This window comes from Flavobacterium sp. MMLR14_040 (genome assembly GCF_033657265.1).
Classification (GTDB): Bacteria; Bacteroidota; Bacteroidia; order Flavobacteriales; family Flavobacteriaceae; genus Flavobacterium.
Map to the genome: position 1 here is coordinate 210,514 of NZ_JAWVWO010000009.1, position 14,805 is coordinate 225,318.

Sequence of the window (14,805 nt, forward strand, 5' to 3'; positions counted from 1 at the left end):
TGAAGCGTTATGAATTAACGCTAAATATTGTGTATAAACATTAAAATTTTAGCCTCCCTGATTATTTTTTAACGCAGAGAACACAAAGGTTTTTTCGCAGAGTTCACTAAGATTTAAGTTGTGTTTACACAAATCTAAGTCCACAAAGCTTTGGAAACTTTATGTTTTTACTAAGCTTAGCATATTTATAATCTTTGCGTTCTCCGTGGTAATTTTTTTCTCTCCCCACAGATTTTAGAGTGGATCAGCGTTATAAATAAACCTTTTTTATTTGTATATAAAGCAAAAAAAACAGAAGGTGACTTCTGTTTTTTTATATAATTGTTTTTCGATTATTTTTTAGAATCACAAACCATTCTTTTTAAAATAGCCCATTGTTTCAAAGCATCACGAGCTTCTACCGCGGGATATCCTAACATGGTTTTTCCGGCAGGAACATCTCCGGTAACACCGGAACCAGCACCAACGATAGCGCCATCGCCAATAGTTGTGTGATCTTTTATAGATGCGCTTCCGCCAATGATAACTCCGTTTCCTAAAGTTACTGATCCGGCCAAACCACTATTTCCGGCCATAATACAAAATTTACCTAATTTACTATTATGTCCAATTTGAACTAAGTTATCAATTTTACAGCCATCACCAAGAACGGTTGAACTGAATTTTCCGCGATCTACGCATGTATTTGCGCCAATTTCAACTCCGTTTCCGATAATTACGTTTCCAATTTGTGGAATTTTTACCAAACCTTTTTCACTACAAGGACGGAAACCAAAACCATCTGCACCAATTGTTGCATTTGGATGGATAATGCAATCGCTGCCAATATGACAACGCTCACGAACCACAGTTCCAGACCAGATAATGGTATTGTTACCAATAGTACATTCATCAAGAATTGTCACGTTAGGATAGATGGTAGCATTAGCACCAATTTCTACTTTTGGACCAATATAACAACCCGCACCAATTCTTGCTCCTTCACCAATAATAGCTGTTTCATCTACTGTTGCAGTTTTATGAATATTGCTATGAAATATTGGAGTAGGCGGGGCAAAAAGAGCTAAGATTTGAGACATAGCCAAATCAGCATTTTTTACCTTAATAAAAGCACGATTATCTCCCGGCTCTATTGAAATGTCTTCGTTAACAACTGCAATTGAGGCTTTTGAACCTTCCCAGTATTTTTCATATTTTTTATTTCCTATAAATGAAATTTCTGAAGTTGTAGCTTTTTCTAACTGCTCTGTTGCGGTAATGCATTGTGAAGTTGTGCCATAAATTACACCATTAATTACTTCATTAATTTCTTGAATTGAATAGGATTTCATCGAATGAATTTAAGAGATTTTGGGGGTTATTTTTTGCCAAATAAAATCAATTAGATTCGAATTACCTAATCTTATTTTGAAGTTTTTTAAATTCTTTTACAAATAAAGCTCTAAATATTATAAAATTAACATAAATTCTATTAATTTATTGATTGTTATTTAATTTAAGAACTTTGTTTTAATGAGAAAATTATCCTAAAAAACACCTTTAAATTATCTGTTTTAAATTTTAAAAAGGCATTAGGTTTCTTTTTAATCCTCTGGTTGTCATTTAGCTATAAATATAAAAAGCAATTAATTTAGAAAGAATAAGCCTGATTATCTTGCGTTTTATGATATGAAGATTTAAAAAATCTATCACTATTAGATTTTTAAAGTGCTCATTTTTCTTTTCAGTCTTTAATTCCGAGAAAAAAAGGATCGATAAAAAATTTAGTTAAAATAATGATTATTTAATAATTCTCAAATTTGGTATAATATTTATAAGGTATTTCTTTATTATATGTATTTTGTCGTTAAAAAGAAGATACTCTATTTTACCTTTTAAAGTCTATTTATTAAGTACTTAAACTCTGAAAAACTATTTTTAAAACAATAAAAAAGCGACTTCTTTTCTTAAAAAGAAGTCGCTTTAAAAATGGAGTAAAGTTTATTTACTCTTTTATTTTAGAAAGAGAAATTGCATTTATGCAATAACGCAAACCGCTCGGTTCAGGGCCATCAGGGAAAACATGACCCAAATGGGCATCGCAAGTATTGCAAACCACTTCAACACGAATCATTCCGTATGATTTGTCGGCGTGATATGCAATTGCATTTTCCTGAATTGGTTGTGTAAAAGAAGGCCATCCGGTTCCTGATTCAAATTTTTCAGAAGCATCAAAAAGCACAGTGCCACAACATTTACATTCATAAATTCCCGGATCAAATAAACTGCAAAGCTCAGAGCTAAATGATCTTTCTGTTCCTTTTAAACGTGTTACCTGATATTCTTCAGGAGTTAAAAGCTGTTTCCATTCCTCTTCGGTTTTCTCAACTCTTTTTTCAGGAGTTGGATTTCCCTGATTCGAAAAACGAATTATATCTGCCCATTTTATCATAATCGTATTTTTTTAGTTTACAGTCTCAGTTTACAGTCTCAGTTTACAGTCTCAGTCCCAGTTTACAGTCCCAGTTTACAGTCTCAGTAGCTGAAAACTGAAAACTGAAAACTGCGACTGAATACTAAAAATTATTCCTCTTCTTTTTGTCCCATCATCATTAAAAATGCTTTTAAGAATGGGTCAATATTTCCGTTCATTACACCGTCAACATCACTGGTTTCATAACCGGTACGAACATCTTTTACCAATTTATAAGGTTGCATTACATAATTACGTATTTGCGAACCCCATTCGATTTTCATCTTTCCGGCTTCGATATCAGCACGTTGTGCTTGTTGTTTCTTTAATTCGATTTCATACAACTGAGAACGTAACATTTGCATGGCACGTTGTCTGTTATCTTGCTGAGAACGCGTTTCAGAACATTGAATCTGGATTCCGGTTGGTTTGTGTACTAATTGTACTTTGGTTTCAACCTTATTTACGTTTTGTCCTCCCGCACCACTAGAGCGAGACGTTGTAATTTCGATATCGGCAGGATTAATGTCAATTTCGATACTATCATCAACAAGAGGATAAACATAAACAGATACAAACGATGTGTGACGTTTGGCATTACTGTCAAAAGGTGAAATTCGTACCAATCTGTGTACGCCATTTTCTCCTTTTAAGTAACCAAAAGAATAGTCACCTTCAAATTCTAAAGTAACCGTTTTAATACCGGCAACCTCGCCCTCCTGAAAGTTCAGTTCTTTAATTTTATAGCCATAACTTTCTCCCCACATCATGTACATACGCATTAGCATTCCGGCCCAGTCGCAACTTTCTGTTCCGCCGGCTCCGGCAGTAATTTGAACAACGGCGCTTAAACTGTCACCTTCATCAGAAAGCATGTTTTTGAACTCGATGTTTTCAATATGGTCCTGCGTTGTTTTGTAATGCTCGTCTAATTCTTCTGCAGAAAGTTCTCCTTCTTTATAAAAATCATACGCCAATTGCAATTCATCCGTCAGTTCGATGGCTTTGTTATAATCTTCGATCCATTTTTTCTTGTTTCGAAGGTTTTTTACAATGACTTCGGCTTCTTTTGCATTGTTCCAAAAGTTGGGTGCGAAGGTTTTTTCTTCTTCGTTGGCAATTTCGATTAGTTTGGCATCGACGTCAAAGATACCTCCTCAACGCACCAAGGCGCTCCACAATACCTTTTATTTGTTCGGTAGTTGTCATAAATTAATATTAGTTTTATATGTTTTTTATAAATATTACGTTAATTTGGTTCTAGGATATTCACAAGTTAAAATTTACTAAAACTTGCCAAGAATAACTATAAGTAATACGTAATTTTGTTGTACAAAAATAAGATATAGTTTTTAGAATATGGAAATAAATTTAATTAGCGATACCATTACCAAACCTACCTATGAAATGTTGCAGTATATGTTTAATGCTCAGGTTGGTGACGACGTATACAAGCAAGATCCTACAGTTATCGAATTAGAGACAAGGGTAGCTGAGTTTTTTGGTATGGAAGCAGGACTTTTTTTTCCGTCTGGAACTATGGCAAATCAAACCGCAATTAAATTACATACACAACCCGGTGAACAATTAATTGCCGATAAATATGCACACGTTTATCATTATGAAGGTGGCGGAGCTTCTTTTAACAGCGGTGTTTCCTGCTGCTTAATAGATGGAAACAGGGGAATGATCAATGCAGCTCAGGTTGCAGCAGCGATAAATGATCCTGAGTTTTATCATAGTCCGTTAACGAGTTTGGTTTGTGTTGAAAACACGACCAATAAAGGAGGCGGTGCCTGCTATGAATTAGAAGATTTAAGAGAAATAAAAAAGGTTTGCGACGCTAATAATCTGAAATTTCACTTAGATGGCGCCAGAATCTGGAATGCATTAGTTGCCAAAAGACAAAATCCGAAAGAATTTGGAGCAATTTTCGACACCATTTCGGTTTGTTTATCAAAAGGATTGGGCGCTCCTATAGGTTCTGTATTATTGGGAAGTAAGGCTGATATTCACAGAGCGTTGAGAATCAGAAAGATATTGGGCGGAGGAATGCGTCAGGTTGGTTATTTGGCGGCAGCCGGATTATATGCTTTGGCACATAATATCGAAAGATTAGCCGAAGACCACAGAAGAGCCAAAGAGATTGCAGCAGTGTTAAGTACAAAACCATGGGTTGCGGCAATTGAACCTGTCGAAACTAATATTTTGATTTTTTCATTGGCAGAAGGTTATAACGATCAGCTTTTAATAGAAAAACTAAAACAGAAAAACATTTCCATCAGTTCAATGGGGCATAATAAACTTCGTATTGTAACGCATTTAGATTACAGGGAAGTCATGCATACTTATGTGATTGAAACGCTTCAGAAGTTTTAGAAAAGAGGTTCAAAGATGCAAAGATGCAAAGGTTCAGAGGGACAAAGGATAAAAAAAGATGCACAGTTTTGTGCATCTTTTTTTTTAAAGTTTACAAAATCAAAAACCTTTGAACCTTTGAACCTTTGAACCTTTGCAACTTAGAACCTTAGTACCTTTATTTAAACAAATTATCCATTCCAGGAATCATTGGCATATCCATTTTTGCTACAGCATCAAGTTCTCTTTCGTTTACGCTTGTTGCTTTTTCGATAGCTTTATTTAAGGTTACGATTAAATAATCTTCCAATTGTTCTTTATCTTCAAGCAAAGAATCATCAATAGAGATTGATTTTATCTTTCTATTAGCCGTTAATGTTACTTTCAATAATCCGTCAGCACTTTGCTCATCAATTAAAACAGTATCCAGACGTTTTTTGGTATCTTCAATTTTTTGTTGGGTTTCTTTAAGTTTACCCATCATTCCCATTAAATCCATTTTTGTTGATTTTTAAATTATTTCAGACAAAATTACTATATTGCTGTATTATATCAATACAATATTTTATGAAAAAATTAATTCTGTTCTATTGTGTTTATAGTATTTTTGCTTCGACTTATATAAAAATTAATGCTCAACCAATGCAAAACGATATATCGGCTCCACAGGCCAAAGTAATTCCAAAATCACTAAAAAAACACAAAGAAACCAGAATTGACAATTATTTTTGGCTGAATGACAGAGAAAATCCAGAAGTTATTGATTACTTAAATCAGGAAAATGCATACTATGAAAGTATGACTTCGCATACAAAAGGTCTTCAGGAATCTTTATACGAAGAAATGAAAGGCAGAATTAAAGAAGATGATTCCTCTGTACCTTATTTCTATAATGGTTATTACTACATTACTCGTTTTGAAACCGGTCAGGATTATCCCATTTTTTCAAGAAAAAAAGGAAGCCTTTCGGCAGATGAAGAAATTATGTTCAATTGCAATGAATTGGCAAAAGGTCATGCTTATTTTAAATTAGGGGGATTAAGTATTAGCCCGGATAACAAATTTGCCACTTTTGGAGTTGATATTGTAGGGAGAAGAATTTATACTATTCAGATAAAAAACTTAGAAACCGGAGAAATCCTGGCAGATAAAATCGAAAATGCAACAGGAGGATCTGTTTGGGCAAATGATAATAAGACCATTTTTTATGTCAGACAAGATGAAGTTACGTTACGATCTGATAAAGTTTTCAGACATAAATTAAATACGGGTTCAGAAAAAGATGTTTTGGTTTTTAATGAAACCGATGATACCTTTAATGTTTCAATAAGTAAAGAAAAATCAAGAAAATATATCGTTATTGGTTCCGGAAGTACTTTAACAACAGAATACAGAATTTTAAATTCAGATAATCCTGATGGTGAATTTGAAGTATTTCAAACCCGTGTTCGTGGTTTAGAATATAGTATTTCTCATTATGAAGACTCTTTTTATATTTTAACGAATAAAGACAAGGCAACCAACTTTAAGTTGATGAAAACGCCTGAAAACAAAACAGAAAAGAAATTCTGGAAAGATCTTATTCCGCATCGGGAAGATGTTTTATTGGAAGATATCGAAATTTTTAAAAACTATTTAGTGGTAGAAGAGCGCTCAAACGGTTTAAATCATATTCGAATTATGCCGTGGAATGGCGAACCGGATTATTATTTGCCTTTTGGAAGCGAAACCTATAATGCTTATGCAACCACCAATATTGATTTTGATACAGATGTTTTACGTTACAGTTATCAATCGCTTGCAACGCCATCGTCTGTAATTGATTTTAATATGAAGACTAAAACCAAAGAAATCTTAAAAGAGCAACAGGTTTTAGGTGGAAAATTTGATAAAGAAAATTACATCGAAGAGCGAGTTTGGGCAACTGCGAGAGATGGAGTTAAAGTTCCAATTTCGATGATTTACCGAAAAGGATTACAGAAAAATGGCAAAAATCCTTTATTGCTTTATGCCTATGGTTCTTATGGGATAACTATGGATACTTATTTTTCTTCTACACGACTTTCTTTGTTAGACCGCGGATTTGTTTATGCCATCGCTCATATTCGAGGTGGTGAAGATTTAGGAAGACAATGGTATGAAGATGGAAAACTGTTAAAAAAGAAAAATACCTTTACAGATTTCATTGATTGCTCTAAATTTGTAATAGATGAGAAATACACTTCTGCTGATCATTTGTATGCAGAAGGAGGATCTGCAGGAGGACTTTTGATGGGAGTTATTATAAATGAAGCTCCACAATTATATAATGGTGTAATCGCTCAGGTTCCCTTTGTAGATGTTATTACAACAATGCTCGACGACAGTATTCCGTTAACAACGGGAGAATATGACGAGTGGGGAAACCCAAACAATAAAAAATATTACGATTATATGTTGTCGTATTCACCATATGATAACATAAAATCGCAACAATACCCTAATATGTACGTTTCTACAGGGCTGCACGATTCACAAGTACAGTACTGGGAACCAGCAAAATGGGTAGCCAAGTTGAGAAATTTAAAAACAGATAATAATCTTTTGTTCTTAGATACCAACATGGATGCTGGACATGGCGGTGCTTCAGGCCGATTTGAAGCTTTAAAAGACTTAGCAAAAGAATTTAGTTTTTTATTAGATTTAGAGAAAATTAAAAGCTAATTAGAAATTTTTTGTTAAATTTGCAACCTATCAAGGTCATTAAAAATTACCTTCGATTAACTATTTTTTTATGAAAGAAGAAATAAATGCTTACAATAATGTTTTAGAGTTAATAGGTAACACCCCACTTATTAAGCTAAATAAAATCACCGAAGAGTTAGAAGGAAATTTCTACGCAAAGGTAGAAGCTTTTAATCCGGGTCATTCCTCAAAAGATAGAATCGCGTTATATATTATTGAAGAAGCCGAGAAAAGAGGAATACTTTCTCCAGGAGATACCATAATCGAAACAACATCTGGTAATACAGGGTTTAGTTTAGCAATGGTAAGCATTATAAAAGGGTATAATTGTATTCTGGCAGTAAGTTCAAAATCATCGAAAGATAAAATTGACATGCTGAGAAGTTTAGGAGCTAAAGTGTATGTTTGTCCCGCACACGTTTCTGCAGATGATGAAAGATCATATTACAACGTTGCAAAACGTTTGCACGAAGAAACAAAAGGTTCAGTTTACATTAATCAGTATTTTAACCAGTTAAATATTGATGCCCACTACAACTCTACAGGTCCTGAAATCTGGGAACAGACAAAAGGACAAATTACACACCTTGTTGCTTGTAGCGGAACCGGAGGAACAATCTCAGGAACTGCAAAATTCTTAAAAGAGCAAAATCCAAACATTAGAATTTTAGGTGTAGATGCTTTTGGTTCAGTATTGAAAAAATACCACGAAACAAAAGAATTTGATAACAAAGAAATTTACCCGTATCGTATTGAAGGTTTAGGAAAAAACCTGATTCCATCTGCTACAGATTTTGATATCATCGATAAATTCATGAAAGTAACCGATGAAGAAAGCGCTCACTCTGCAAGAGAAATCACGCGTAAAGAAGGTTTATTTGTTGGATATACTTCTGGAGCTGTAATGCAGGCCATTAAGCAATATGCAGAAGAAGGAGAATTTACAAAAGACAGTAATATTATTGCTATTTTTCCTGATCACGGTTCTCGTTATATGAGTAAAGTATTTAGTGATGACTGGATGAATGAGCAAGGATTCTTTGATAGTATCAATGAAGAGGAAGTTCAAAAAATTGAATTTGTAAAGTAAATTAAAATTACTTTTGAAATATATACTCCATTCGTGTAAACGAATGGAGTTTTTTTTTAAGAATCGTTTTACAAATCTATAATCTTATATTGTTAAATGTTAAAATATTTTGATTGAATGAGAATAACGTATTTATACGTAGGAAGTGCTTGTTTATGTTGAATTAAATTTATAGTTTTAACAAAATTTATAAAAGTATAAATTAATTTAATTAAGAGTTTTAAATAATCAATTTTGGTTATTTGACGATTATTTAGGTTCGTTGTCGACTAAATTTTTAGTCAGAGACATTATAATATAGTTTAGTATTGTTAAAATATAAAGTTTTAAATCCCCAAACATCTATAAAATATGAAGAAATTATTACTTACATTAATGTTCGTAAGTTTTTTAAATACTAATGCCCAAAATCCCGTTCAGGAGTTCAAGTTTGATGGAAATTTAAAAAGTACCGATAATACAATTTCTTTTTTGGGAACCCCTGTTTTTGTAAATGACAGAGCAGGTGCTGCTAAAAGTGCTCTGAGATTAACGAATAAAGGTTTTGAAGTTGTGTTAGGTGATCTTCCACAAGGGAATAAACCAAGATCAATATCTGTATGGGTGAAATTTAATACTATTACTATACCAAATTATATTTTGGGTTATGGTAGCGCAGCCAATGCGCAATACTTTGGTTTATTGCAACAAGCGGCATCGGCCGGCAACTCTGATTTGAGCCTTGCTGGTTGGGGAGCCACAAATGATGTTATTGTTTCGGTTCCGCTTGCTAAAGATGTTTGGTATCACTACGCCATCACTTATGACGGAAATGCCTCAAAAATATATCGTAATGGTGAATTACTAAAATCAGTTGATGGAATTTCACGATTAACAAAAGGATATATTTTAAGACTCGGAGAACTGAATACAGCAGTTGGAATTAACGCCGATATAGACGATGTAAAAGTATATACCGTTGCTATGACAAATGAGCAGGTTATGGAGTCTTATAATAGCTCAAAACCCATAAATGCAGTTGTAGCATCTCAAAGTACAAATGCAGCTCAAAAAAGTGCTCCTGTAGTAGAAAAACCTGTAGTTCCAATTAAATTGGCAGCTTCTGCGGTTTCAATAACAGATGTAAAAAATACTTCTAAAATTGTTGAGGTTTTCTCGCAAGGAACAAAAGTAGTAGGTGCAAACGCTACAAATATAGGTGATTTACCAGAAGGAACTTACTTGCTGAAAGTAACTAATAATCCGAAAAAATAAACAAAATAAAGATTATTCAGTAATCCTTATTTTTAATATAAAATGAAAAAGCCTTTTGAAATCAAAATCAAAAGGCTTCTTTTTTTTAATGCTTTTTCTGTTGTCCGGGTGCATAAGCTTTGGCGCTTTGACTTCCCGACATTTTTTTCGCTTGTCCGGGTGGCATTTTTTTCGGGCCACCACCATTATGCACGTGTGCAACACAGCTTATAACGCTAAGAGCTACAAACAAAATCACCATGATAATTATGGCAAATTTTGTGTATTTTGATGTTTTCATAAATTGTTTTTTATTTTTTGTTTTTGGAATTGCAAATATAAGAGATTATATTTTTTTCTTGGAACCTCGAATCTATTTAGAGTGTATATAGACAGTCAAAGATTATGAATTCGAAATGATATAAAAAAGCCTTCTAAAGTTTGACTTTAGAAGGCTTTTCAATTTTAGTATTATTTGTTTTTTAGCTTATAACACTTATAACAATAAATAAAATCACCAGAATAATGACGGCGAATTTTGTGTATTTTGATGTTTGCATGATATTATTTTAAAATTATTTTATTCTTCTAATTGCCGCAAATATAATAGTTTATTTGATTTATTAATCTTACAGGTATTTAAATTAACCATTAATTATAAAAATCAAAAAATATTTTTATTTCTTCCCAACCTTTTCATGAAAAACATTCTCTATATAAGTATAAAGCATTTTGAAATGATTTTAACTTAAAAATATATAGTATGAAAAAGAAATTCACCTTAGAAATAGCAAGTCCTTGTTCTGAAAATTTTGATAAAATGATTCCTAATTCAAAAGGTTCGTTTTGCGATTTGTGTGCTAAAAACGTAATTGATTTAAGTAAAAAGTCAAACGCTGAAATAGGCAGGTTTGTTGCAGAAAATAAAGGTAAAAGTATTTGCGCACGAATTAAATCTACACAGTTAGACCAGGAATTTGCGTACAATGAAACATCAAAAATCAACAATTTTAAATATGCTGCAATTGCCGCATCGGTTTTATTAGCCTCGAATGTTGTTGGGCAAGAAAAAGAGCCAATTAAAACCGAAATTACTTCTCCGGAATTAAATAATCATATTGTGGGTAAAATTGCTGTTAGTCAAACCATTGAAGAAGAAGTTTCAATTATTGTTAAAGGAAAAATATTAGATTCAAAAACACACAGACCTTTAAACAATAAAGAATATCCAAACTTAATGCTCACTATAAATGATTCACCAACTCCTTTTAAAGTAAACGCAAAAACGGGTGAATTTGCTATTCCTTTAAAAGTATTAAGGAATAGTGATAATCTTTATCTTAGTGTTGTAAGCGGAGATTATTATTTGTCAAAAACAATACCTTTTGATATAAAATCAGTTAAAGGGAATGTTTTACAACAAGATATTATTATTGAGACAGAAGAGTTGACTAAGATTATGATTATGGGAGGATTGGGAGTTAATTATGTTGGGGAGAAGGGGAGAAGGGAGATTTGATGATGTTTTGTGAAGTAAAAAAGCCTTCTGATTTAAATTCAGAAGGCTTTGGTTTAAAGAAATTTATTTCAATTTTGTCTATTTTTCAAATACTCCATAAATAAAAATACTTTCGGGCATATTTCCGCCTTCAATACAATAAATAACAGCTAATTCATCATTTTCAGAAATTTGAAATTGTCTAGAAGTATGCTCATCTTTATATGCATAATAAACATCATTTTCTTCTTTTATTTTGAGATTATATTTTTTGGCTAATAAGTCAAGTTCTGTTTTATCAAAATATCTAAAAGTTGATAATACTTTTACATTTTCTTTTATGATATAGATTCTCTTGTTTTGAATTTCTACATAAGAATTACTCCACAGAGAATAATCTGTACTAGTTAACCAATCATCATATTGGTTAATTACTTGATGTGATTTTAAACCATCGAAAAAAATATAAATGTTTTTTTGTTTAAGTTCTGCTGATAATTTTATCTCACCCTTTAATGTTTTATCTTTTAATATTTGCAATGATTCGTTCATTTTTCGTAGCCAATCTTTTGAGAGAACATCATTTTTATTATTTATTTCTATAACTTTTCTAGAAAAGTCATAGAGAATATTTTTAAACTCTAATTCATTTACTATTGTTTCATTTGATAATCCATCGTATACGTATATATAAACTTCGCCTTCTTTTATATTAAGGCCTTCCTTATCTTCCCAATCCATTTGATTATAAAACAAAATACTTGTATTTTCTATTCCAAATCCTCCAATCGAATTAACCGTTTGAATTATATAGTCAAAAAAATCAATTGTTTTTAAATTAGAAAAGAACATACTTAACGTATTATTTGAAGGGATGAAATCAATTCTTAATTTATTAGGAGATGATTTGTCTTCAGTTATTATCCAATTCATAATTATAGTTTTTAATCAAACCAGAAAGTGGTAATTTTTTCATTTTTACTAGTAAATATAATTTTATAACCTTCCGATGTCACACCTTCTGATGGATTACCACTTGGTAGCTCTCCACCATTTTTATTTATTGCATCTTCTAGTGCTTCTTTTAAAGCTTTTTCTAATTTATCATCAGGCCAAATTTCAGGATCATATATGGCTTTTTTGAAATTCTTTGCTCCATCTCCTTTTAATAATCCTGTGGTCTTTAACCCCAGCTCTGCGAAGTCTTGTTTTAAACTATCTGGTGATGCTGTGCGAAGTCTCCCGACTTCGTACCCGCTCCTAAATTAAATCTGTGATTTTCTTTGCTTTAAGTTTAATTTCTTATGAGTTCTAAACTTACTAAACTCTTTTGACTTTTTGAATTAGTAATTGCATTTTGACATAAAGTCATGAAAAGAAAATGTTTTCAACAAGATATAATTATTGAAACAGAAGAGCTGACAAAAATTATGATAATGGGAGGATTGGGTGTGAATTATGTTGGGGAGAAGGGGAGAAGGGATTTGAGAGATATTATTGTAAAATAAAAAAGCCTTCTGGATTTAGTTTCAGAAGGCTTTTGTTTCATAAGATTTTAGATAAGAAAATAATTAAACAGTTTTTACCAAGGATTATTTTTTAAAATTGGATTAATAGGAAGATTTTGATTCAATTCCTTTCCTAGTGGAGTCATCCATTCCATACTATGTTCATTGAAAATTGCAACATCTCCTGATCCAAATATTATTTTAATAAGAGCATTGAACGTTTCATTTGATATCCAAATTAGTTGGGGCAGAGAATCAATAATATAAAAATTCCCGTTTTCATCCATTAATACTTCACTTTGTTCAATTAATTTTGCAACTGGATATAACTGTGTCCCAATCAACGTTGAATAATAATAATTTTGACTTCTATCATCACTTAAATCAATTTCATCATCTAGTTTATAAATATTTGAAAATTGATAATCAAATGCTTTTTTATTGTCTAAATATCCTGTATCAATAATCATTGTCGCTATTCTATTTTCAGCATGAATTTTCAGCTCCCCAAATTCACAAAGAAAATTTTGAATCTTCTTAGGTAATATTTCATAAAGAATAGTATTTTCAATTTTACTTTTAATAGTTCTCCCTTTGTACCATCCTGCATTTATTAGTACAGTTGTAAAATCTTCTTCCTCATTCATCATAATAAATAATTATTCAATTTTTATATTAATATTTACTTTTATTTCCCCAGCTCTACGAAGTCTTCTTCTAAACTTTCTGGCGATGCTGTGCGAAGTCTCCCGACTTCGTGCCCAGTCCAATGATATTCCAAGTTTAATGAGTTACATTTCGAAAACCGATCGGTCCTATATACACAAATATACTGCAGAAATTTTTTCCGTGTTCACAAAGTTCATTAGAACAAAAAAAACTCCAGATTTCTCTGGAGTTTTTAATATATAAGAAAAGAAAAAAAATTATTCCTCTTTCATAGTATGATAAACGTTCATAACGTCATCATCTTCTTCAATTTTTTCGATTAGTTTTTCAACGTCAGCGATTTGAGCTTCTGTAAGTTCTTTTGTGATTTGCGGAATACGCTCAAAACCAGAAGATAAAATTTCAAGACCTCTGTTTTCTAATTCTTTTTGTAAAGCGCCAAAGCTTCCAAAAGGAGCGTAGATTAAAATTCCGTCTTCATCTTCAAAAACTTCTTCGGCACCAAAATCGATTAATTCCAATTCTAATTCTTCAGGATCAAGATTTCCTTTTGCAATTCTGAAGTTACAAGTGTGGTCAAACATAAACTCAACAGAACCTTGGGTTCCCATTGTTCCGTTGCATTTGTTAAAGTAGCTGCGAATATTGGCTACAGTTCTATTATTGTTGTCAGATGCAGTTTCAATTAAAATAGCAATTCCGTGAGGAGCGTATCCTTCAAACAGAATCTCTTTATAGTTGGCAGTATCCTTATTACTTGCATTTTTTATCGCACGCTCCACATTGTCCTTAGGCATGTTAGCGGCTTTTGCATTTTGTATAACAGCTCTTAATCTAGAATTGGCATCAGGGTTAGGACCACCTTCTTTAACGGCCATAACGATATCTTTACCAATTCGGGTAAATGTTTTAGCCATTGCTGACCAACGTTTCATTTTTCTTCCTTTTCTAAATTCGAACGCTCTTCCCATTACTAATTTTTTATTTTGAGATGCAAAAATACGGTTATTCCTTATTTTTCCAAAATCAATTCTATTCTTTTTTTAATTATGTTTTTGTGTGTAATTTAAACGCAGAGATCGCTAAGAGTTACGCAATGTTTGCAAAGTTTTTTGTTTGAATAAGATCGCAAAGCTTACCTTTCAAAATCGAAGATTTTGAAAAAATCTAAAATCTAAAATCTAAAATCTAAAATCTAAAATCTAAAATCTAAAATCTAAAATCTAAAATCTAAAATCTAAAATCTAAAATCTAAAATCTAAAATCTAAAATC

At 32.1% G+C, this 14,805-nt stretch carries 14 protein-coding genes; 6 read left to right on the forward strand and 8 right to left on the reverse strand.

The window, feature by feature from the left end; genetic code table 11:
• Window positions 1–332: 332 nt before the first annotated feature.
• From lpxD to prfB, 3 genes are all read right to left on the reverse strand, one after another.
• Window positions 333–1,331, reverse strand: a complete 999-nt coding sequence (lpxD, locus tag SD960_RS14100) for a UDP-3-O-(3-hydroxymyristoyl)glucosamine N-acyltransferase (RefSeq protein WP_318804087.1) — start codon at window positions 1,329–1,331, stop codon at window positions 333–335.
• 653 nt (window positions 1,332–1,984) lie between these two features.
• A complete protein-coding gene (msrB, locus tag SD960_RS14105; RefSeq protein WP_318804089.1) occupies window positions 1,985–2,431 on the reverse strand; it encodes a peptide-methionine (R)-S-oxide reductase MsrB in 447 nt (148 codons plus the stop codon).
• Window positions 2,432–2,562: 131 nt separating this feature from the next.
• A protein-coding gene (prfB, locus tag SD960_RS14110) for a peptide chain release factor 2 (protein WP_302095445.1) occupies window positions 2,563–3,661 on the reverse strand; the annotation gives its coding sequence in 2 pieces (ribosomal slippage) (window positions 2,563–3,597 and window positions 3,599–3,661; 1,098 coding nt in all).
• A gap of 150 nt (window positions 3,662–3,811) precedes the next feature.
• Between prfB and SD960_RS14115 the strand changes: the two genes are divergently transcribed.
• Complete coding sequence (locus SD960_RS14115; RefSeq protein WP_042564214.1) at window positions 3,812–4,831, forward strand: threonine aldolase family protein; 1,020 nt, start codon at window positions 3,812–3,814, stop codon at window positions 4,829–4,831.
• Window positions 4,832–4,988: 157 nt separating this feature from the next.
• Here SD960_RS14115 and SD960_RS14120 read toward each other — a convergent pair whose 3' ends face one another.
• Window positions 4,989–5,309 carry a YbaB/EbfC family nucleoid-associated protein gene (locus SD960_RS14120; protein WP_007806829.1) on the reverse strand — a complete coding sequence of 107 codons (321 nt, stop codon included), beginning with the start codon at window positions 5,307–5,309 and terminating at the stop codon, window positions 4,989–4,991.
• A gap of 68 nt (window positions 5,310–5,377) precedes the next feature.
• Between SD960_RS14120 and SD960_RS14125 the strand changes: the two genes are divergently transcribed.
• From SD960_RS14125 to SD960_RS14135, 3 genes are all read left to right on the forward strand, one after another.
• On the forward strand, window positions 5,378–7,513 hold the full coding sequence (locus SD960_RS14125; RefSeq protein ID WP_318804096.1) for a S9 family peptidase: 2,136 nt from the start codon (window positions 5,378–5,380) through the stop codon (window positions 7,511–7,513).
• 70 nt (window positions 7,514–7,583) lie between these two features.
• Complete coding sequence (locus SD960_RS14130) at window positions 7,584–8,624, forward strand: PLP-dependent cysteine synthase family protein (RefSeq protein WP_042564217.1); 1,041 nt, start codon at window positions 7,584–7,586, stop codon at window positions 8,622–8,624.
• A gap of 351 nt (window positions 8,625–8,975) precedes the next feature.
• Entirely contained in the window at window positions 8,976–9,878 is a 903-nt protein-coding gene (locus SD960_RS14135) for a LamG domain-containing protein (protein WP_318804098.1), read from the forward strand.
• Window positions 9,879–9,963: 85 nt separating this feature from the next.
• Here the strand turns inward: SD960_RS14135 and SD960_RS14140 are convergent, their stop codons facing one another.
• Entirely contained in the window at window positions 9,964–10,158 is a 195-nt protein-coding gene (locus SD960_RS14140) for a hypothetical protein (RefSeq protein ID WP_318804099.1), read from the reverse strand.
• Window positions 10,159–10,620: 462 nt separating this feature from the next.
• Between SD960_RS14140 and SD960_RS14145 the strand changes: the two genes are divergently transcribed.
• Complete coding sequence (locus SD960_RS14145) at window positions 10,621–11,376, forward strand: hypothetical protein (protein ID WP_318804102.1); 756 nt, start codon at window positions 10,621–10,623, stop codon at window positions 11,374–11,376.
• Window positions 11,377–11,454: 78 nt separating this feature from the next.
• Here SD960_RS14145 and SD960_RS14150 read toward each other — a convergent pair whose 3' ends face one another.
• Window positions 11,455–12,288: a hypothetical protein gene (locus tag SD960_RS14150; RefSeq protein WP_318804105.1), complete on the reverse strand. Its 834-nt coding sequence runs from the start codon at window positions 12,286–12,288 to the stop codon at window positions 11,455–11,457.
• A 437-nt stretch (window positions 12,289–12,725) separates the two neighbouring features.
• On the opposite strand from SD960_RS14150, the gene SD960_RS14155 reads away from it, so the two are divergent.
• Window positions 12,726–12,863 (forward strand): hypothetical protein, encoded by a 138-nt coding sequence (locus tag SD960_RS14155; RefSeq protein ID WP_318804108.1) that lies wholly within the window; start codon window positions 12,726–12,728, stop codon window positions 12,861–12,863.
• A 74-nt stretch (window positions 12,864–12,937) separates the two neighbouring features.
• On the opposite strand, the gene SD960_RS14160 is transcribed toward SD960_RS14155, so the two are convergent.
• Window positions 12,938–13,513, reverse strand: a complete 576-nt coding sequence (locus SD960_RS14160; protein ID WP_318804110.1) for an SUKH-3 domain-containing protein — start codon at window positions 13,511–13,513, stop codon at window positions 12,938–12,940.
• A 276-nt stretch (window positions 13,514–13,789) separates the two neighbouring features.
• Complete coding sequence (locus tag SD960_RS14165; protein ID WP_007811539.1) at window positions 13,790–14,503, reverse strand: YebC/PmpR family DNA-binding transcriptional regulator; 714 nt, start codon at window positions 14,501–14,503, stop codon at window positions 13,790–13,792.
• Window positions 14,504–14,805 lie beyond the last annotated feature (302 nt).

What these genes read in the sequence shown, in the direction of transcription:
- lpxD (WP_318804087.1), bottom strand. Translation starts at nt 1,331, where the DNA reads ATGAAATCCTATTCAATTCAAGAAATTAATGAAGTAATTAATGGTGTA.
- SD960_RS14125 (WP_318804096.1), top strand. Translation starts at nt 5,378, where the DNA reads ATGAAAAAATTAATTCTGTTCTATTGTGTTTATAGTATTTTTGCTTCG.
- SD960_RS14155 (WP_318804108.1), top strand. Translation starts at nt 12,726, where the DNA reads ATGAAAAGAAAATGTTTTCAACAAGATATAATTATTGAAACAGAAGAG.
- SD960_RS14145 (WP_318804102.1), top strand. Translation starts at nt 10,621, where the DNA reads ATGAAAAAGAAATTCACCTTAGAAATAGCAAGTCCTTGTTCTGAAAAT.
- SD960_RS14160 (WP_318804110.1), bottom strand. Translation starts at nt 13,513, where the DNA reads ATGATGAATGAGGAAGAAGATTTTACAACTGTACTAATAAATGCAGGA.
- SD960_RS14165 (WP_007811539.1), bottom strand. Translation starts at nt 14,503, where the DNA reads ATGGGAAGAGCGTTCGAATTTAGAAAAGGAAGAAAAATGAAACGTTGG.
- msrB (WP_318804089.1), bottom strand. Translation starts at nt 2,431, where the DNA reads ATGATAAAATGGGCAGATATAATTCGTTTTTCGAATCAGGGAAATCCA.
- SD960_RS14135 (WP_318804098.1), top strand. Translation starts at nt 8,976, where the DNA reads ATGAAGAAATTATTACTTACATTAATGTTCGTAAGTTTTTTAAATACT.
- SD960_RS14115 (WP_042564214.1), top strand. Translation starts at nt 3,812, where the DNA reads ATGGAAATAAATTTAATTAGCGATACCATTACCAAACCTACCTATGAA.
- SD960_RS14150 (WP_318804105.1), bottom strand. Translation starts at nt 12,288, where the DNA reads ATGAATTGGATAATAACTGAAGACAAATCATCTCCTAATAAATTAAGA.
- SD960_RS14140 (WP_318804099.1), bottom strand. Translation starts at nt 10,158, where the DNA reads ATGAAAACATCAAAATACACAAAATTTGCCATAATTATCATGGTGATT.
- SD960_RS14120 (WP_007806829.1), bottom strand. Translation starts at nt 5,309, where the DNA reads ATGGATTTAATGGGAATGATGGGTAAACTTAAAGAAACCCAACAAAAA.
- SD960_RS14130 (WP_042564217.1), top strand. Translation starts at nt 7,584, where the DNA reads ATGAAAGAAGAAATAAATGCTTACAATAATGTTTTAGAGTTAATAGGT.